This is a genomic window from Pseudomonas sp. Irchel s3a12 (genome assembly GCF_900187485.1).
Classification (GTDB): domain Bacteria; phylum Pseudomonadota; class Gammaproteobacteria; order Pseudomonadales; family Pseudomonadaceae; genus Aquipseudomonas; species Aquipseudomonas neuropathica.
On the sequence record NZ_FYDN01000010.1, the window covers coordinates 171,178 to 189,273 of the forward strand.

Sequence of the window (18,096 nt, forward strand, 5' to 3'; positions counted from 1 at the left end):
CTGGAGGAATTTTTACATTCGTCGCGGGGTATTTCTTGGCTATGATCGGCGTTATTGGCGATTTATCGAAATGATCAATTCGCGGAATTACGTAATCGAGGTTTTTCTATGCACAGTGAGCTGGACAGCTACGACCGCAAGATTCTCGCCTTGCTGCAAGAGGACGCTTCACTGTCGAGCGCGCAGATCGCCGAGCAGGTCGGCCTGTCGCAATCACCGTGCTGGCGACGGATTCAGCGGATGAAGGAGGAGGGCATCATTCGTGGCCAGGTGACCTTGCTCGATCGCAAGAAGATTGGCCTGAACACGCAGATCTTCGCCGAGATCAAACTCAACGCGCACGGGCGTTCGAACTTCACTGAGTTCACCGAAGCGATTCGTGGCTTTCCGGAAGTGCTGGAATGTTATGTGCTGATGGGGGCGGTGGATTTTTTGCTGCGGATTGTTGCGGCGGACATCGAGGCGTATGAGCGATTCTTTTTCGAGAAGCTGTCGCTGGTGCCGGGGATTCAGGAAGTGAATTCGATTGTGGCGTTGTCGGAGATCAAGTCCACCACCAGTTTGCCTGTCTGACCCTGATCGTTCCCACGCGGAGCGTGGGAACGATCATCAACGGGGGCAGCCCCCCGCCACAGGGTCATCACATACGCAGGAGCATTTTCCATGCGCGATTCTGGTAAACCGCAATCGCCTGTTGCTTGCGCGCGTCGAGCAGTTCGTCAGTGATCGTCGGCTCGTTGGCCAGTTGCGCCAACTTGTTCAGCTCGCCGTACAGACGATCCATTTCCGGGATTTCCAGCACGTTGCGCGCGTGGTGCAGCCAGACCTGAATGCGCTCGATACGCGGCAGTTGTTCAGCCAGATCTTCCGGCTGCTGTTGATAACGCTGCAATTGCAGAGCCGTCGCTTCTTCGCCCAAGGTGCGCGGCAACCAGCTGTGTAACTGCGCGCCGCCCTGACGATTGCCACGCACATTGCGCTCGGTGGTCCAGGTGCGAGCCAGCAACCAACGCGAAGTGTTCAGCGAGAACAGGCCCCAGCGCGGGTCTTCGAGTTCTTCGAGGAACTGCTCCGGTGCGGCTTTGCGCACGTCTTCGTCTTCGATACCGGCCTGCACCAGCGGGCGCCAGTCTTCCAGCAAAGCATCGAGTGCCACGCGCAAGTCATGAGTCGACTGACGCGGCGCGGCCTGGCCGAGGCTGCTGAGCAGGGCGCGCATTTCCGCGAGGTTCTCGACCCAGTCGAGCAACAGGCGCCAGTGGCCGTTGAAACGGTACTGTTCGGCCAGACGCTGGCTGCTGCCGAGCAAATGCCAGCTCAGCGCGGCGAAGGCGTCGTCGAGTTGGGTTTCCGGGGTCAGCTCCGGCGCCGGCAGGCTCAACGAGTAGCTGTTGGCGTCGTATAGACGGTAGCCGCGCTCAGCCTTGCTGATGTCACACGGCATCAACGCCAGGGTTTCAGCCAGTTCGGCGGCCAGTTCCAGCAGCGCGGCAGGCTCGCCTTCGCGCAGCTCCAGTTCCAGCTCGCAGATTTCTTCTTTCTGCTTGCCTACCAAAACGTGACCGAGATCCAGCGCGGCTTCGATGACCACTTTGGTCTTGCCACGGCCCCAGGCGATTTCGGCGCGCTCGCGGACGAAGTCGGTGGTGAAGATCGGCTTCAGGGTTTTCTTGTCCAGCTCGGCCAGCGACTCGGGCCAGCATTCGCCGTCGAGTTTTTTCACGTCGAGCTTGGCTTTCGGCAACTTCCAGTCGTATTCATTGCGTTCGGACAGACCAGCAACGCTTTGGCCACGGGTCTTGAGGGTTTGAATGACTTCGTCACCGTCCTTGCGCAGGCGCAGGGCGACTTTGGCTTGGGCCAGATCGCGCTCAGGGGTGTCGAAGTACTGGTTCATCAACTCACGGCGTTCCCAGCCACTTTTGTTGCGTTTTTTCAGTAACGGGTGCTCGCGCAGCGCAGCGAGGGTTTCGCGGCTGACGCGGAGTTTGATTTCGGTTTCTTTCTGCATGGCCGGAAAATCCAGGATCGGGAGCGCAGCCGGGGAATATGTGGCTGCCAAGGCCGTGCAGTGTACAGGACTGATTCGTCCTACGCCCTGCGACGGTTTATTCCTGACGCCGGATGGTTCTATGATGGACTTCAAATCGGGAGTTGGAGTCAGCGATGCCTTTGCCGTCCATGCAAGACCAGTTCGCTGCGCTGATCGCCGCGCCATCGGTCAGCTGTACCCAACCGAACCTCGACCAATCCAACCGCGCGGTGATCGATTTGCTTGCCGGCTGGCTGGGCGACCTGGGTTTCAATTGCGATATCCAGCAGGTCAGCCCAGGCAAATTCAATCTGCTCGCCAGTTTCGGCAGCGGCCCCGGCGGGCTGGTGCTGGCCGGACACAGCGACACGGTGCCGTACGACGATGCGCTGTGGCAGACCAATCCGCTGAAGCTGACTGAAGTCGATGGCCGTTGGGTCGGCTTGGGCAGTTGCGATATGAAGGGCTTCTTCGCGTTGATCATCGAAGCGGTGCAACCGCTGCTTGAGCAACCGTTCAAACAACCGCTGTTGATCCTCGCCACTTGCGATGAAGAAAGCTCGATGTCCGGTGCCCGCGCATTGGCCGAGGCCGGGCGTCCAATCGGCCGCGCAGCGGTGATCGGCGAGCCGACCGGGCTCAAACCGATCCGCATGCACAAAGGCATCATGATGGAGCGCATCGACATTCTCGGGCAGAGCGGCCATTCGTCGGATCCGCGCCTGGGCCACAGCGCCCTCGAAGCGATGCACGATGCGATCGGCGAACTGCGCGGCCTGCGCCTGCTGTGGCAGCGCGAATTCAACAATCCGCAGTTCAGCGTGCCGCAACCGACGATGAACTTCGGCTGCATCCATGGCGGCGATAATCCCAACCGTATCTGCGGCCAGTGTTCGCTGGAATTCGATCTGCGGCCATTGCCGGGCATGGACCCGAAAGTCCTGCGCGCAGAGATTCTGCGCAAACTCAACCCGGTCGCCGAACGCCACCAGGTGAAGATCGACTACAAACCTTTGTTTCCGGAAGTGCCGTCGTTCGAGCAGGCCGAAGACGCTGAACTGGTGCGCATTGCTGAAAAGCTCACCGGCCACAGCGCCGAAGCAGTAGCGTTTGGCACCGAAGCGCCTTATCTTCAGCGCCTTGGTTGCGAAACCATCGTGCTTGGCCCCGGTGACATTGCCTGTGCGCATCAGCCCGGCGAGTACCTTGAAATGTCACGTTTGCAGCCTACCGTGCATCTATTACGGCAACTGATTGAACATTACTGCCTGAAGAATTGAACGCATCCCTTGTAGGAGCTGCCGAAGGCTGCGATCTTTTGCTTTTGTTTCAGAAGATCAAAAGATCGCAGCCTGCGGCAACTCCTACAGGGGCAAGTCGTTAAATTAGTGGGAATCCAACCCGTATTCATGAGGAGAGCACGCGTGTCGCCAAGCCTGTTCCGACGATAACCATCAGCCCGCTGTGCGTTTTCCGTTTCGCCCCTTTTTCGGCTGCTATTTATTACAGGCCCAGGTTCATGCCCGAATACGTCAATTGGCTTCGTCACGCGTCTCCTTACATCAATGCCCACCGCGACTGCACCTTCGTCGTCATGCTGCCTGGCGACGGCGTGGAGCATCCGAATTTCGGCAACATCGTCCACGACATCGTCCTGCTGCACAGCCTCGGCGTGCGCCTGGTGCTGGTGCACGGTTCGCGCCCGCAGATTGAAACCCGCCTCGCCGCCCGTGGCCTGACCCCGCATTACCACCACGGCATGCGCATCACCGATGCCGCAACCCTGGAATGTGTGATCGATGCAGTCGGCCAATTGCGCATTGCCATCGAAGCGCGCCTGTCGATGGACATGGCTTCGTCGCCGATGCAGGGCTCGCGTCTGCGCGTGGCCAGCGGCAACCTCGTTACCGCGCGGCCGATCGGTGTGCTGGAAGGCGTCGACTATCACCACACCGGCGAAGTGCGCCGGGTCGACCGCAAGGGCATCAATCGCCTGCTCGACGAGCGTTCGATCGTGTTGCTGTCGCCTTTGGGCTACTCGCCGACCGGTGAAATCTTCAACCTCGCCTGCGAAGACGTCGCCACCCGCGCCGCTATCGACCTGGGCGCTGACAAGCTGCTGCTGTTCGGTGCTGATCTCGGTCTGATCGACGAGAACGGCAAACTGGTGCGTGAGTTGCGTCCACAGCAAGTGCCGGCGCATTTACAGCGTCTGGGCAGCAGCAACTATCAGGCAGAGCTTCTGGATGCCGCTGCCGAGGCTTGCCGTGGCGGCGTGGCGCGCAGCCATATCGTCAGTTACGCCGAAGACGGCGCGCTGCTGACCGAGCTGTTCACCCGTGACGGTGGCGGTACGCTGGTCGCGCAAGAGCAATTCGAACTGGTGCGTGAGGCGGCGATTGAAGACGTCGGCGGTTTGCTCGACTTGATCAGCCCGCTGGAAGAGCAGGGGATTCTGGTGCGTCGTTCGCGCGAAGTGCTGGAGCGTGAGATCGAGCAGTTCAGCGTGGTCGAGCGTGAAGGCATGATCATCGCCTGCGCGGCGCTGTATCAGATTGCCGATTCCGATGCCGGTGAGCTGGCGTGCCTGGCGGTGAACCCGGAGTACCGCCATGGCGGTCGCGGTGATGAACTGCTGGAGCGCATTGAAACCCGTGCGCGGGCGCAAGGTTTGAAGACGCTGTTCGTCCTCACCACACGCACCGCGCACTGGTTCCGTGAGCGTGGGTTCGAGCCGAGCAGCGTTGAACGCCTGCCAGCGGCGCGGGCTTCGCTGTACAACTTTCAGCGCAATTCGAAAATCTTCGAAAAAACCCTTTAACCGAGTTGCTCCATTCGCGAGCAGGCTCGCTCCCACTCCTGTGGGAGCGAGCCTGCTCGCGAAGCTTTTATTGCGCCACAAACTTCGCGCTGACATACGGCGAATAATCCGGCAGCACCGTTTCAACCTTGCCCTGCTCCTTCAAAAACTTCGCCGTCTCGCCAATCGCTTTCGCCGTGCCGCCATCCAGCAGCGCCGTGGTTTGCTGCGCCTTGGCGTCCGGGAACGCCGACCCTGCGAGCAATTCCGGCACATCAGCGGCATTGGCACCGGTCAGTTTGGCGATTTTCTGTACCGGCACCGAGTCAGCCGTCCAGCTGTCTTTATGCGCCGCGTAATCGGCAAATGAATCCAGCGTAACCTTGGCGAACTTCGCGACAACGTCAGGATGCTTCTCGGCGAAGTCCTTGCGCGCGACCCAGACCTCGAAGGTCGGCGCGCCCCATTGGCCCACTTGCGCCGCATCGGTCAGGGTCTTGCCGGTCTTGCGAATTTCCCCAAGCGCCGGCGACCAGACAAACGCACCATCGATATCCCCACGTTTCCACGCGGCAGCGATTTCTGCAGGTTGCAGGTTCACCACTTTGACTTTCGAGGCGTCCAGGCCCCAGTGCTTGAGGGCGCCGAGCAAGCTGTAGTGTGAGGTGGAGACGAAAGGTGTGGCGATGGTTTTGCCGACCAGATCCTGCGGTGTGTTAATGCCGCTGCCATTGCGCACCACCAAGGCTTCGGCGGCATTGATCTGTGCCGAAACGATGAACGCCACAATCGGCAGATTGCGCGAAGCGGCAGCGGCCAACGGGCTGGAGCCAAGGTTGCCGATCTGCACATCACCGGAAGCAATGGCTGTCACAACTTCCGGGCCACTGTTGAAGCGGCGCCAGTCGATTTTCTCGCCGATGGTTTTCTCGTAGACGCCGTCGGCTTGGGGGACTTTGCTCGGGTCGATACCGGTTTGATAGCCGACGGTGAGGTTGGCGGCATGGGCGGAAAAACTAATCATCGCCGACACACAAACTGTAACAAATTGACTAGATAGTGCGCGTTTGGCCATCATGGCGTCGCCTTTTCGATAGGGTTTGACGAATTGCGGTTGCGCCAAAGCTAATCGATATAAAAAAAGGCCAACAAATACCATTTAGGAATGAGCTTAGTCGCCGATACGCTGTTTCCCGGCGGAGGTGGCACGATACTGGCCATATTCCGAAATGGTATGAAAAAGAATGAATAAATTCTTTTTGGGTTTATTAGGAAATCTTTACTCTGCACGGACCAAATCACTGCGATTAGACCTTGGTCGTAGACACACAAGGTTACGATTGACTTGTCAGTCACGGTCTGGCGCTAATCGCGCATCTTAGGACCCAGGGCATCAGACCCAGGGCCAGGAACACAAGAATTAGAAACGAGAGGAGCTTTACATGAACAAGTCCACCTTGGCCCTGGCTGTGGCCGTAGGGGTTATGGCGCAGCAGGCAGGCGCCGCCGGTTTCATCGAAGACAGCAAAGCTACTTTGGGGCTGCGTAACTTCTACATCAACAACGATAACCGCGACAGCGCCACTAACTCTCCTGCGAACAAGCGTGCTGGCGTTCAAAGCAAGGCAGAGGAATGGGGTCAGGCGTTCGATCTGCGATTCATCTCCGGTTACACTCAAGGCACTGTAGGCTTCGGTATCGACGCCATCGGCCTGCTGGGTGTGCGCCTGGATTCGGGCGGTGGCACCAACGGCGCATCTCCAGCGACTGCGACTAACGCCGGCTCCTACGGTGGCACCGTTTTCCCAAGCAAATCCAATGGCGAAGCTGTTGATAACTTTTCCAGCCTGGGCCTGACTGCCAAAGCCAAGATTTCTCAGACTGAACTGAAGTTGGGCACTCTGCAGCCTAAGAACCCGGTTATCGTGACCAACGACGGTCGCTTGGTGCCGCAAACCTGGCAGGGTGGCCAGATTACCTCCGCCGATATCAAAGATCTGACCCTGGTTGGCGGTCAGATCGAAGCTGTTAAGGGGCGTAACTCAAGCAACAATGAACAACTGTCGATCTCAGGCGCCAATGGTCGGACTGCCGCCGGTCGCGATAGCAACAAGTTCATTTACGCTGGTGGTGACTACAAAATCACCAAGGACCTGACCGCCCAGTATTATTACGGCAACCTGGAAGACTTCTACAAACAGCACTTCCTGGGTCTGGTTCACAACTGGGCAATTGGCCCGGGCGTGTTGAAGTCGGACTTGCGTTACTTCAACAGTCGCGACGATGGCGCGAATGGCCATGACAGTAACTACTACACCACCGGTTTCTACGGTGGCACGGTTACCAAGGGCAAAGTTGACAACAACCTGTACAGCGGTCTTTTCCTGTACACCGTTGCTGGCCATACTTTCGGTGGCGGCTATCAGGTTAGCAATGGGGACAGCGATTTCCCTTGGCTGAATCAGGGCGACGGTTCGTCGAACTACACCATTACCGATATGCAAATCCAGAAGTTCGGCCGTGCTGGCGAGCGCACTTGGCAGGGTCGCTACTCTTACGACTTCGCTAAAGTTGGCGTTCCAGGCCTGACCGCCGGTGTGGTTTACCTGCGTGGTGACAACATTGACACCTCTACCGGTGACAAAACCGAGTGGGAACGCGACCTGACCATCGGTTACGTCGTACCGGAAGGCCCGCTGAAAAACGTTGGCTTCATGTGGAAAAACGCTATGTGGCGCAACGACATCCCAGGTCAGCGCGACCAGGATGAAAACCGCCTGATCGTCAGCTACTCGATCCCGCTGCTGTAATAGCGCGTCTCGATTCGTTGATGTAAAAAAAGCCCCGTCCGGCATCGCGCCGGACGGGGCTTTTGCATTTTCGAGTCAGGCTCACCCCCGTAAGCCTGCCCCGAAATTCCCCTCTTTACAGCAACTCAAGGCCTTCTCGAACCTTGCGGCTGATGTTCGTCGGGATGCCGCCGAGCGTCCAGTGAACAGATGTTTAATATTCATTTATGATCTAGATATCTCATTATTTATTCTTTTTCATGATGGCAAATCCCGGGCTACAGTTGAGGTCTCGAACAACTCATCAGGAGCAGCACCATGAGCCTCAGACTCGGCGACATCGCCCCCGATTTCGAACAGGATTCCAGCGCCGGCAAGATTCGTTTCCACGAATGGCTGGGCGATAGCTGGGGCGTGCTGTTCTCCCACCCGGCGGACTTTACTCCGGTGTGCACCACTGAGCTGGGCTTCACCGCCAAGCTCAAGGATGAGTTCAGCAAGCGCGGCGTCAAAGCCATCGCGCTGTCGGTCGACCCGGTGGATTCGCACCACAAGTGGATCGAAGACATCAACGAAACCCAGAACACGGTCGTCAACTTCCCGATCCTCGCCGATGCCGATCGCAAGGTTTCGGATCTGTATGACCTGATCCATCCGAACGCAAACGACACGCTGACCGTGCGTTCGCTGTTCGTGATCGATCCGAACAAGAAGATTCGTCTGACCATCACGTATCCGGCGAGCACCGGGCGTAATTTCCACGAGATTCTGCGGGTGATCGATTCGCTGCAGCTCACCGACAACTACAAGGTGGCTACGCCGGCCAACTGGCAGGACGGTGAAGAGGTGGTGATCGTGCCGTCGCTCAAGGATGAGGACGAGATCAAGCAGCGCTTTCCGAAGGGTTATCGCGCGGTGAAACCGTACCTGCGCCTGACGCCGCAGCCGAATAAGTGATCTCACCGGGCAGATCATTCCCACGCTCCGCGTGGGAATGCCGCCCGTGACGCTCTGCGTCACAGTGGACGCGGAGCGTCCATGGATTCATTCCCACGCAGAGCGTGGGAACGATCAGTGGTTGCTACTAAGCAGGGGATTTCAGGCCGTTTCGACGGCCTTTTTTTTCGCCCGAAACAAAGCGAATCGCATATATCCAAAATGCATAACCAAATGAATAAATATGATTTATGGATATATAAATCAGCTGGTAAGGTCACTCCATCGAAGCGAGATTGCAACCCGCGAATCGCCTGAAACGCTTAAGGAATTGTCTCAATGCTGGTCGTCTCACTCGGTGGCAGTCCCAGCCTGCGCTCCCGTTCCGGGGTGCTGCTGGAACGCTCGCAACGCTGGTTGCAGGCGCAAGGGGTGGAAGTGGTGAGTTATCAGGTGCGGGACTTCCCGGCCGAAGATTTGCTTCACGCCCGCTTCGACAGCCCGAAGGTGCTCGACCTGCTGCAACAGATCGAAAACGCCGACGGCCTGTTGATCGCCACGCCGGTGTACAAGGCTTCGTTTTCCGGCGCGTTGAAGACGTTGCTGGATCTGCTCCCGGAGCGTGCCCTGAACCACAAGATTGTTTTGCCAATGGCCACCGGCGGCAGCATCGCCCACATGCTGGTGGTCGATTACGCGCTCAAGCCTGTGTTGTCCGCGCTGAAAGCCCAGGAAATGCTCCAAGGGATTTTCGCCGAGGACAGCCAGATCGCTTACGGCGAAGGCAGTGCCGCAGCACAACTGGCACCGGCGCTGGAGCAGCGACTGCATGAAGCGCTGGATCAGTTTGTCGGCGCCATGGCCCGCCGGCCGAAACCGCTGGAACCGGGCCTGTTGAACGAACGTTTGTTGAGTGCTCGCTGGAGCATTTAAGCCACACCCGCATTTGATGTAACTCACCTTACTTCGCCGCTAACGGTCAAGCAGGTGCAGCCAAAACCCAACAGCAAAAAGGAGAGCGCTATGCGCACTGTATTTTTGCGTCGTGGTCTGGTCGCTCTGTTTGCTGCGGCTGTCACCTTCGGCGCCATCACTCAAGCTCAAGCCGAGACCCTTCGCATCGGTTATCAGAAATACGGCACGCTGGTGCTGCTCAAAGCCAAGGGCACTTTGGAAAAACGTCTGGCCGCTCAAGGCGTCGACGTGCAATGGACTGAGTTCCCCGGTGGCCCGCAACTGTTGGAAGGCCTGAACGTCGGCTCGATCGACTTCGGTGTCACCGGCGAAACCCCGCCCGTCTTCGCTCAGGCGGCCGGCGCCGATCTGCTTTACGTTGCCTACGAACCGCCAGCGCCGAACAGCGAAGCGATCCTTGTGCCGAAAGACTCGCCGATCAAATCGGTAGCTGATCTCAAGGGCAAGAAAGTCGCCCTGAACAAAGGTTCCAACGTGCACTACCTGCTGGTGCGCGCACTGGAAGACGCCGGCCTCAAATACAGCGACATTCAAACCGTATTCCTACCGCCGGCCGATGCTCGCGCTGCGTTCGAACGTGGCAGCGTCGACGCCTGGGTCATCTGGGATCCGTATCAGGCTGCGGCCGAGAAACAACTGCAAGCGCACACCCTGCGTGACGGCAAAGGCATCGTCGACAACCACCAGTTCTACCTCGCGACCAAGCCTTACGCACAGAAAAATCCCGAGGTGATCAAGACCCTCGTGGAAGAAGTGCGCGCCGTTGGCGAGTGGTCCAAAGCCAACCCTGAAGACGTGACCCAACAGGTTGCGCCACTGCTCGGTCTGCCGGCGGACATCACCCTGACCTCGGTCAAGCGCCAGGGCTACGGCGCGCTGTTCCTGACCCCGGAAGTGGTCGCCGCGCAGCAGAAAATCGCGGACACGTTCTTCCAGCTCAAGCTGATTCCCAAGCCACTGAGCATCAAGGATGTGATCTGGACACCACCGGCCGCTGTGGCTAAAGCGCAGTAATTCGAATTCCTAAGGAGACCACTCCATGAGCCTCAATATCTTCTGGTTCCTGCCTACCCACGGCGACGGCCATTACCTTGGCACCGCCGAAGGCGCTCGCGCCGTCGACCACGGTTATCTGCAACAGGTCGCGCAAGCGGCGGATCGTCTGGGCTTTGGCGGTGTGCTGATTCCTACCGGCCGTTCTTGCGAAGACTCATGGCTGGTGGCAGCGTCGCTGATCCCGGTGACCCAGCGCCTGAAATTCCTCGTGGCTCTGCGCCCCGGGATCATTTCCCCGACGGTGGCGGCGCGACAGGCAGCCACGCTGGATCGTCTGTCCGGCGGGCGTGCGCTGTTCAATCTGGTCACTGGTGGTGACCCGGAAGAATTGGCCGGCGACGGTCTGTTCCTCAGCCACGAAGAACGCTATCAGGCTTCGGTGGAATTCACCCGCATCTGGCGTCGTGTGCTGGAAGGCGAAACCGTGGATTACGACGGTCAGCACATCAGCGTGAAAGGCGCGAAGTTGCTCTATCCGCCGATCCAGCAACCGCGTCCGCCGCTGTACTTTGGTGGCTCCTCGGAAGCGGCGCAGGATCTCGCTGCCGAACAGGTTGAAATGGTTCTGACGTGGGGCGAGCCGCCCGCAGCAGTGGCAGAGAAAATCGAACAGGTACGTGCCAAAGCCGCCAAGCTCGGACGCACCGTGCGCTTCGGCATTCGTCTGCATGTGATCGTTCGCGAAACCAATGCTGAAGCCTGGCAAGCGGCGGATCGGCTGATCTCGCATCTGGACGACGACACCATTGCTCGTGCCCAGGCTTCCCTGGCGCGCTTTGATTCGGTCGGCCAGCAACGCATGGCCGCATTGCACGGCGGCAGTCGCGACAACCTCGAAGTCAGCCCTAACCTGTGGGCCGGCGTCGGTCTGGTGCGCGGCGGTGCCGGTACCGCGTTGGTTGGCGATGGCCCGACCGTGGCCGCACGCGTGAAGGAATACGCCGATCTGGGTATCGATACCTTCATCTTCTCCGGTTATCCACACCTCGAAGAGTCGTATCGCGTCGCCGAACTGCTGTTCCCGCACCTCGACATCGAGCGTCCGGAACTACCGAAAAGCGCCGGTTATGTCAGCCCGTTCGGCGAGATGGTCGCCAACGACATTCTTCCCAAAGCCGCGTCGCAGAGCTGAGGCGCGCCATGAAGAAAATCATCCACAGCCTCGCGCCCTGGGCGTTGCCGGTGTTGTTGCTGGCGGTGTGGCAGTTGTCGGTGTCGGCTGGTTGGTTGTCGACACGGATCCTGCCGGCACCGGTGGCGGTGATCGAAGCCGGCGTGAGTCTGGTGCGCAGCGGTGAAATCTGGACGCACTTGGCCATCAGCGGCTGGCGCGCGGCCCTCGGTTTCACCATCGGCGGCAGCATCGGTCTTGCCTTGGGTTTCATCACCGGTCTGTCGAAGTGGGGCGAACGCCTGCTCGACAGTTCGGTGCAGATGATCCGCAACGTGCCGCACCTGGCACTGATTCCGCTGGTGATCCTCTGGTTCGGCATCGACGAGTCGGCGAAGATTTTTCTGGTGGCGCTGGGCACGTTGTTCCCGATTTACCTCAACACCTATCACGGCATCCGCAACGTCGATCCGGCGCTGGTGGAGATGGCGCGCAGTTATGGCTTGAGCGGTTTCAGCCTGTTCTGGCAGGTGATTCTGCCGGGCGCGCTGCCTTCGATTCTGGTCGGTGTGCGCTTCGCCCTGGGCTTTATGTGGCTGACGCTGATCGTCGCCGAAACCATTTCCGCCAGCTCGGGCATCGGCTATCTGGCGATGAACGCCCGGGAGTTTTTGCAGACTGACGTGGTGGTGCTGGCGATCCTGCTTTACGCGGTGCTCGGCAAACTCGCTGACCTTGCGGCCCGAGGACTTGAGCGTGTGTGGTTGCGCTGGCACCCGGCGTATCAGGTTGCCAAAGGAGGTGCGGCATGACCGCTCAACAACCTCCACGCCTGCTGCGCGGGATTCCGCTGGCGGTGCGCAACCTGCAGAAAACCTTCGGCGCGCGGAAGGTGTTGCGTGACATCGATCTGCATATTCCGGCTGGGCAGTTTGTCGCCGTGGTCGGGCGCAGTGGCTGTGGCAAAAGTACCTTGCTGCGTTTGCTCGCTGGGCTTGATCAGCCGACTGGCGGCGACTTGCTGGCCGGTTCTGCGCCGCTCAGCGATGCGCGGGAAGACACCCGATTGATGTTCCAGGAAGCACGTCTGCTGCCGTGGAAAAAGATCATCGACAACGTTGGTCTCGGTCTTAAAGGCAACTGGCGCCCGCAAGCGTTAGAGGCGCTGGAAGCGGTGGGTCTGGCGGATCGTGCCAATGAGTGGCCGGCAGCGTTATCTGGCGGACAGAAGCAGCGCGTTGCACTGGCGCGGGCGCTGATCCATCAACCGCGTCTGCTGCTGCTCGACGAACCGCTCGGCGCACTGGACGCACTGACCCGCATTGAAATGCAGCAACTGATCGAGCGTCTCTGGCAGCAACACGGCTTCACCGTGCTGCTGGTGACCCACGACGTCAGTGAAGCGGTGGCGATTGCCGACCGGGTGATTCTGATCGAGGACGGCGAAGTGGGCCTCGATCTGCATGTCGAACTGCCGCGGCCGCGAGTGCGTGGTTCGCACCGACTGGCGGCGCTGGAAACCGAAGTGCTTAACCGTGTTCTCTCCCTGCCCGGCGAACCGCCGGCGCCGGAACCTGTTTCACCACTGCCTACGCAACTGCGTTGGGCTCAATAACTCAAGCAAACGACAGGAATCATTGCCATGACTATCAAAGCCATCAACGTCCGTAACCAGTTCAAAGGCTCGATCAAGGAAATCGTCCTCGGTGACGTGCTGTCGGAAATCGACGTGCAGACCGCTTCCGGCATCGTCACTTCGGTGATTACCACCCGCTCGGTCAAAGAGCTGGAGCTGGTGGTCGGTAGCGAAGTGATCGCCTTTGTGAAATCCACCGAGGTGTCGATCGCCAAGCTGTAAGTCGGTGAGTAAAAAACAACCCCGGAGAGCGTGAGCCCTTCGGGGTTTTTTGTGCCTGGCGATCGTTCCCATGCTCCGCGTGGGAATGCCTCTTGGGACGCTCCGCGTCCAGTGACGCGGAGCGTCACGGGCTGCATTCCCACGCAGAGCGTGGGAACGATCATGGCTCAGCGCTTGGGAAGATACGGTGGCAGATACAGGCCGATATAAGCATCAAACACGCGCATCCCTTCCTCGGCCATGCGCGGCGTGATCTGCCCGTGCTGCTGCACCGAACGCGCATAAACCCGGTCACCCAACTCCATCGCTAAAGCAAACACATCGACATCTTCCGGCAGCCTCGGCAATTCGAAGTGATGATCGAACAGCTTGTGCATCAGGTCGCCCAGTTCGATGTCGTGCTGACGGTCAGCCTGGGTGACTTCGGTCAGGCCGTGCTGCGCGAGGATCAACTGCCGTGCGGCGGCGTCTTCGTCGTAGATCTCCAGCATCCGCTGCTCGACCAACCGCGACAGATCACGCCAGTCACGCAAAGCTTCGTGATCGATCGGCGCTTGCAGGCAGGCGCGAAACGCGGCGTGGACATCTGCCGTCAGCGCTTCGAGCAATGCCGGGACGCTGGCGAAGAAGTGGTACACGGAGGAGGGCGGAATCTGCGCGCGCTCGGCGACGCTGTAGATCGACAGACTCGCCACACCCTCGGCGGCCAGCAGCGTGCGCGCGGCGTCGAGTATCGAATCGATGCGCGCCTGGCTGCGGGCACGGGGTTTGCGGACGGGGGCGGGTCGCGTCATGGAAGTCTCCTGCGGGGCAGCGGGCATTGTACGAGCCGGCTTGTGTGTTGTCTTGTCGACCGCTTTCGTCGGAACGCCGCCCGGAGCAAGCTCGCTCCCACAGGGGAGCTTTGTATACACAGCATTCATGTTCACTGGAGATCAACTGTGGGAGCGAGCCTGCTCGCGAACCGCCGTAGGCGGCCATAAAAAAACGCCGTTGACTGAATCAGCCAACGGCGTTTTTCCTGAAGCTACAACCGCTTAAACGGTATGCAGATACCAGTTGTACTCAAGGTCAGAGATGGAGTGTTCGAACTCCTCCAGCTCGCTTTCCTTGCAGGCGACGAAGATATCGATGTATTTCGGATCGATGTACTTGGCCATCACCTCGCTGTCGTCCAGCTCACGCAGGGCATCGCGCAAGTTGTTCGGCAGGCTTTGTTCGTTCTGCTCGTAGCTGTTGCCTTCGACAGGCGCGCCCGGTTCGATCTTGTTGGTCAGACCGTGATGCACACCGGCCAATACAGAAGCCATTAACAGGTACGGGTTGGCGTCGGCACCGGCGACGCGGTGCTCGATACGTACGGCATCGGACGAGCCGGTCGGTACGCGAATCGCCACGGTGCGGTTGTCCAGACCCCAGCACGGCGAGTTCGGCACGTAGAACTGTGCGCCGAAACGACGGTACGAGTTGACGTTCGGGCAGAGGAAAGCCATCTGCGCGGGCAGGGTCTCGAGCACACCGCCGATCGCGTGACGCAGCGCGGCGTTCTGCTCGGGATCCTCGCTGGCAAAAATGTTTTTGCCTTCTTTATCCAGAATCGAGATGTGTACGTGCAGACCATTACCTGCCTGGCCCGGGTACGGCTTGGCCATGAAGGTGGTGTCCATTTCATGGTCGTAGGCGATGTTCTTGATCAGGCGCTTGAGCAGTACCGCGTAGTCGCAGGCCTTGATCGGGTCGGCTACGTGGTGCAGGTTCACTTCGAACTGCGCCGGGGCACTTTCCTTGACGATGGCGTCGGCCGGAATGCCTTGCTCTTTGGCGCCTTCCAGAATGTCCTGGAGGCAGTCGACGTATTCGTCGAGGTCGTCGATCAGGTAGACCTGGGTCGAGTGCGGGCGTTTGCCGGAGATCGGCGAGCGTGGCGGCTGAGGACGGCCGTTCACGTTTTCCTGGTCGATCAGGTAGAACTCGAGTTCAAATGCGGCGCAAATGGTCAGGCCCAGTTCGTCAAACTTTGCAACAACTTGACGGAGCACTTCGCGCGGATCGGCGAAGAACGGGTCGCCTTCGAGTTCGTGCATGGTCATCAACAGTTGCGCGGTCGGGCGCTTTTGCCATGGCTCGTTGCACAGGGTATCGGGGATTGGATAGCAGATGCGATCGGCGTCGCCGATGTCCAGGCCCAGGCCGGTGCTTTCCACCGTCGAACCGTTGATATCCAGAGCAAATAGAGAGGCCGGCAGGTTGATGCCTTTCTCGTAAACCTTGTGGAGGCTGGTGCGTTCAATGCGCTTGCCGCGCACCACACCATTCATATCCGCAATCAGAAGGTCAACGTACAGAACCTCAGGATGTTCCTTAAGGAACGCGTTCGCTTCGTTAAGCTGAACGGCACGCGGGGGTACCGACATGATGCAACACCTTTGTTGTTAAAAATATCAATCATTGATCTTTTCTGGTTTCAGTCAACCCGAACGGCCTGCCGAAGTCAAGCGAGGCCTTTTTTGCCCTAAAAAAGCGCTGCAAGGGCATTTATGGGGCACTTTTGGGCGGTTTTTAGTCCTTGTGGCGCTTGGCACCCGCGGGCTTGAGCAGGCCGTGTTGTATTTTTTACGGGGGTGTTGTGTAAAAAAATGAACAAGGCTAAGCTCCGATCAAACCCATAACAGCAATAATACCGGGGTGCTTCATGTCTCGCCTGCCGTTAATCGGCATCACCGACTGCTCGCAACAGTCCGGTCTGCATGCTCATCACATCAGTGGCGACCAATCCGTCGGTAGCGCAGCCAGCATGGTTCGCCCGTTAGCGACGATGTTCCCGTCCATGGCCGTTCAAGTGCCAGCGTCCGATATTCTGGACGTATGGGAAAGCATCCTGTTTATGGCGTCTCCTTTCAATATAGATCGCTTTCACTTCCAAAGCCTGTGCGGCTTCCCCAGCCGTGCTCGTGATTCTGCACGCCTTGAGTGTGCACAGGAAATGCAACGCCAGCGTAAAGGGCAGGTAAGCTCCTCTTTCATTGTCTATGCGCGGTGCCAGGCGTAAGCCGGCACTGCGCGAGCAAGCCCCCCTTTAACGCGACGCTCAAAGCGTCAAACTTTGCCTGACATCCTGTCAGGAGACTCAGCCCAGAGGCATTTATGAGTAACAACCTCGACCAGCTCACCGATTGGTTGAAAGACCACAAGATCACAGAAGTCGAATGCATGATCGCCGACTTGACCGGTATCACCCGGGGCAAGATCTCGCCGACCAACAAGTTCATCGCCGAAAAAGGCATGCGCCTGCCCGAGAGCGTGCTGTTGCAGACAGTGACCGGCGACTACGTCGAAGACGACATCTATTACGAACTGCTCGACCCGGCCGACATCGACATGATCTGCCGTCCCGACCAGAACGCCGTGTACCTGGTGCCGTGGGCCATCGAGCCAACTGCTCAAGTGATCCACGACACCTACGACAAGCAAGGCAACCCGATCGAGCTGTCGCCGCGCAACGTCCTCAAGAAAGTTCTGAAGCTCTATGCCGACAAGGGCTGGCAGCCGATCGTGGCGCCGGAAATGGAGTTCTACCTGACCAAGCGCAGCGACGACCCTGATTATCCGTTGCAGCCGCCGATTGGCCGTTCGGGCCGTCCGGAAATCGGTCGTCAGTCGTTCTCCATTGAAGCGGCGAACGAATTCGATCCGCTGTTCGAAGACGTCTACGACTGGTGCGAACTGCAGGAACTGGACCTCGACACGCTGATCCACGAGGACGGCACAGCGCAGATGGAAATCAACTTCCGTCACGGCGACGCACTGTCGCTGGCCGACCAGATCCTGGTGTTCAAGCGCACCATGCGCGAAGCCGCGCTCAAGCACGACGTGGCCGCCACCTTTATGGCCAAGCCGATGACCGGCGAGCCGGGCAGTGCGATGCACTTGCACCAGAGCATCATTGACATCGAGACCGGCAAAAACGTCTTCTCTAATGAAGACGGGACCATGAGCCAGTTGTTCCTGCACCATATCGGTGGTTTGCAGAAATTGATCCCGGAATTGCTGCCGCTGTTCGCGCCGAACGTCAACTCGTTCCGCCGCTTTCTGCCGGATACCTCGGCACCGGTGAACGTGGAGTGGGGCGAAGAGAACCGCACCGTTGGCCTGCGCGTACCGGATGCCGGCCCGCAGAACCGCCGTGTGGAAAACCGCTTGCCGGGCGCGGACGCCAACCCGTACCTGGCGATTGCCGCGAGCCTGCTCTGCGGCTACATCGGCATGGTCGAAGGCCTCAACCCGAGCGCGCCGGTGGTGGGCCGTGGTTATGAGCGCCGCAACCTGCGCCTGCCACTGACCATCGAAGACGCACTGGAACGTATGGAAAACAGCGCGACCATCGAAAAGTACCTGGGCAAAACCTTCATCACTGGCTACGTCGCGGTAAAACGAGCCGAGCATGAAAACTTCAAGCGCGTGATCAGTTCCTGGGAGCGTGAGTACCTGCTCTTCGCCGTCTGATACGCCAGGCGCGGCTGGCAGCAGCCGCGCCTTCAC

General features: G+C 59.0%; 17 protein-coding genes. 13 read left to right on the forward strand and 4 right to left on the reverse strand.

Annotation, left to right across the window (positions count from 1 at the left end; all coding sequences use genetic code 11):
- Positions 1-108 precede the first annotated feature (108 nt).
- Positions 109-573, forward strand: a complete 465-nt coding sequence (locus tag CKW14_RS18270) for an Lrp/AsnC family transcriptional regulator (RefSeq protein WP_016983809.1) — start codon at positions 109-111, stop codon at positions 571-573.
- A 67-nt stretch (positions 574-640) separates the two neighbouring features.
- Here the strand turns inward: CKW14_RS18270 and CKW14_RS18275 are convergent, their stop codons facing one another.
- Positions 641-2,011: an inorganic triphosphatase gene (locus CKW14_RS18275; RefSeq protein ID WP_095125820.1), complete on the reverse strand. Its 1,371-nt coding sequence runs from the start codon at positions 2,009-2,011 to the stop codon at positions 641-643.
- A 155-nt stretch (positions 2,012-2,166) separates the two neighbouring features.
- Here CKW14_RS18275 and argE point away from each other — a divergent pair, with 155 nt between their 5' ends.
- Positions 2,167-3,312, forward strand: a complete 1,146-nt coding sequence (argE, locus tag CKW14_RS18280) for an acetylornithine deacetylase (RefSeq protein WP_095125821.1) — start codon at positions 2,167-2,169, stop codon at positions 3,310-3,312.
- Positions 3,313-3,551: 239 nt separating this feature from the next.
- Entirely contained in the window at positions 3,552-4,853 is a 1,302-nt protein-coding gene (argA, locus tag CKW14_RS18285) for an amino-acid N-acetyltransferase (protein WP_064116338.1), read from the forward strand.
- A gap of 67 nt (positions 4,854-4,920) precedes the next feature.
- On the opposite strand, the gene tauA is transcribed toward argA, so the two are convergent.
- Complete coding sequence (gene tauA, locus CKW14_RS18290) at positions 4,921-5,856, reverse strand: taurine ABC transporter substrate-binding protein (protein WP_371857752.1); 936 nt, start codon at positions 5,854-5,856, stop codon at positions 4,921-4,923.
- A gap of 418 nt (positions 5,857-6,274) precedes the next feature.
- Here tauA and CKW14_RS18295 point away from each other — a divergent pair, with 418 nt between their 5' ends.
- The 8 genes from CKW14_RS18295 (at position 6,275) to CKW14_RS18335 (ending at position 13,557) form a co-directional block, all read left to right on the forward strand.
- Positions 6,275-7,642, forward strand: coding sequence for an OprD family porin (locus CKW14_RS18295; protein ID WP_095125822.1), 1,368 nt, complete (start codon positions 6,275-6,277; stop codon positions 7,640-7,642).
- A 297-nt stretch (positions 7,643-7,939) separates the two neighbouring features.
- Positions 7,940-8,578, forward strand: coding sequence for a peroxiredoxin (locus CKW14_RS18300; protein WP_095125823.1), 639 nt, complete (start codon positions 7,940-7,942; stop codon positions 8,576-8,578).
- A 318-nt stretch (positions 8,579-8,896) separates the two neighbouring features.
- The gene (gene ssuE, locus CKW14_RS18310; RefSeq protein ID WP_007913832.1) at positions 8,897-9,490 is read left to right on the forward strand and encodes an NADPH-dependent FMN reductase; all 594 of its coding nucleotides are present in this window, start codon (positions 8,897-8,899) and stop codon (positions 9,488-9,490) included.
- A gap of 90 nt (positions 9,491-9,580) precedes the next feature.
- On the forward strand, positions 9,581-10,546 hold the full coding sequence (locus CKW14_RS18315; protein WP_007913834.1) for a sulfonate ABC transporter substrate-binding protein: 966 nt from the start codon (positions 9,581-9,583) through the stop codon (positions 10,544-10,546).
- Positions 10,547-10,571: 25 nt separating this feature from the next.
- Positions 10,572-11,720 (forward strand): FMNH2-dependent alkanesulfonate monooxygenase, encoded by a 1,149-nt coding sequence (gene ssuD, locus CKW14_RS18320; protein WP_007939251.1) that lies wholly within the window; start codon positions 10,572-10,574, stop codon positions 11,718-11,720.
- Between the two features lie 8 nt (positions 11,721-11,728).
- Positions 11,729-12,511 (forward strand): aliphatic sulfonate ABC transporter permease SsuC, encoded by a 783-nt coding sequence (ssuC, locus tag CKW14_RS18325; RefSeq protein ID WP_093429771.1) that lies wholly within the window; start codon positions 11,729-11,731, stop codon positions 12,509-12,511.
- Positions 12,508-13,314, forward strand: coding sequence for an aliphatic sulfonates ABC transporter ATP-binding protein (gene ssuB, locus CKW14_RS18330; RefSeq protein WP_095049409.1), 807 nt, complete (start codon positions 12,508-12,510; stop codon positions 13,312-13,314). Before ssuC ends, ssuB begins: the two co-directional genes overlap by 4 nt.
- A gap of 27 nt (positions 13,315-13,341) precedes the next feature.
- The gene (locus tag CKW14_RS18335) at positions 13,342-13,557 is read left to right on the forward strand and encodes a molybdopterin-binding protein (protein WP_003229256.1); all 216 of its coding nucleotides are present in this window, start codon (positions 13,342-13,344) and stop codon (positions 13,555-13,557) included.
- A 167-nt stretch (positions 13,558-13,724) separates the two neighbouring features.
- Here the strand turns inward: CKW14_RS18335 and CKW14_RS18340 are convergent, their stop codons facing one another.
- Positions 13,725-14,351, reverse strand: a complete 627-nt coding sequence (locus CKW14_RS18340) for a TetR/AcrR family transcriptional regulator (protein ID WP_034151970.1) — start codon at positions 14,349-14,351, stop codon at positions 13,725-13,727.
- 243 nt (positions 14,352-14,594) lie between these two features.
- Positions 14,595-15,971, reverse strand: coding sequence for a glutamine synthetase family protein (locus CKW14_RS18345; RefSeq protein ID WP_007913842.1), 1,377 nt, complete (start codon positions 15,969-15,971; stop codon positions 14,595-14,597).
- Positions 15,972-16,249: 278 nt separating this feature from the next.
- Here CKW14_RS18345 and CKW14_RS18350 point away from each other — a divergent pair, with 278 nt between their 5' ends.
- The gene (locus CKW14_RS18350) at positions 16,250-16,606 is read left to right on the forward strand and encodes a glutamine amidotransferase (RefSeq protein ID WP_095049410.1); all 357 of its coding nucleotides are present in this window, start codon (positions 16,250-16,252) and stop codon (positions 16,604-16,606) included.
- 95 nt (positions 16,607-16,701) lie between these two features.
- A complete protein-coding gene (locus CKW14_RS18355; RefSeq protein ID WP_034151968.1) occupies positions 16,702-18,060 on the forward strand; it encodes a glutamine synthetase family protein in 1,359 nt (452 codons plus the stop codon).
- The last annotated feature ends 36 nt before the right edge of the window (positions 18,061-18,096 follow it).

Bases quoted from the DNA above. Each gene is read 5' to 3' on its own strand.
- CKW14_RS18270 (WP_016983809.1), top strand. From the start codon at position 109: ATGCACAGTGAGCTGGACAGCTACGACCGCAAGATTCTCGCCTTGCTG.
- CKW14_RS18275 (WP_095125820.1), bottom strand. From the start codon at position 2,011: ATGCAGAAAGAAACCGAAATCAAACTCCGCGTCAGCCGCGAAACCCTC.
- argE (WP_095125821.1), top strand. From the start codon at position 2,167: ATGCCTTTGCCGTCCATGCAAGACCAGTTCGCTGCGCTGATCGCCGCG.
- argA (WP_064116338.1), top strand. From the start codon at position 3,552: ATGCCCGAATACGTCAATTGGCTTCGTCACGCGTCTCCTTACATCAAT.
- tauA (WP_371857752.1), bottom strand. From the start codon at position 5,856: ATGATTAGTTTTTCCGCCCATGCCGCCAACCTCACCGTCGGCTATCAA.
- CKW14_RS18295 (WP_095125822.1), top strand. From the start codon at position 6,275: ATGAACAAGTCCACCTTGGCCCTGGCTGTGGCCGTAGGGGTTATGGCG.
- CKW14_RS18300 (WP_095125823.1), top strand. From the start codon at position 7,940: ATGAGCCTCAGACTCGGCGACATCGCCCCCGATTTCGAACAGGATTCC.
- ssuE (WP_007913832.1), top strand. From the start codon at position 8,897: ATGCTGGTCGTCTCACTCGGTGGCAGTCCCAGCCTGCGCTCCCGTTCC.
- CKW14_RS18315 (WP_007913834.1), top strand. From the start codon at position 9,581: ATGCGCACTGTATTTTTGCGTCGTGGTCTGGTCGCTCTGTTTGCTGCG.
- ssuD (WP_007939251.1), top strand. From the start codon at position 10,572: ATGAGCCTCAATATCTTCTGGTTCCTGCCTACCCACGGCGACGGCCAT.
- ssuC (WP_093429771.1), top strand. From the start codon at position 11,729: ATGAAGAAAATCATCCACAGCCTCGCGCCCTGGGCGTTGCCGGTGTTG.
- ssuB (WP_095049409.1), top strand. From the start codon at position 12,508: ATGACCGCTCAACAACCTCCACGCCTGCTGCGCGGGATTCCGCTGGCG.
- CKW14_RS18335 (WP_003229256.1), top strand. From the start codon at position 13,342: ATGACTATCAAAGCCATCAACGTCCGTAACCAGTTCAAAGGCTCGATC.
- CKW14_RS18340 (WP_034151970.1), bottom strand. From the start codon at position 14,351: ATGACGCGACCCGCCCCCGTCCGCAAACCCCGTGCCCGCAGCCAGGCG.
- CKW14_RS18345 (WP_007913842.1), bottom strand. From the start codon at position 15,971: ATGTCGGTACCCCCGCGTGCCGTTCAGCTTAACGAAGCGAACGCGTTC.
- CKW14_RS18350 (WP_095049410.1), top strand. From the start codon at position 16,250: ATGTCTCGCCTGCCGTTAATCGGCATCACCGACTGCTCGCAACAGTCC.
- CKW14_RS18355 (WP_034151968.1), top strand. From the start codon at position 16,702: ATGAGTAACAACCTCGACCAGCTCACCGATTGGTTGAAAGACCACAAG.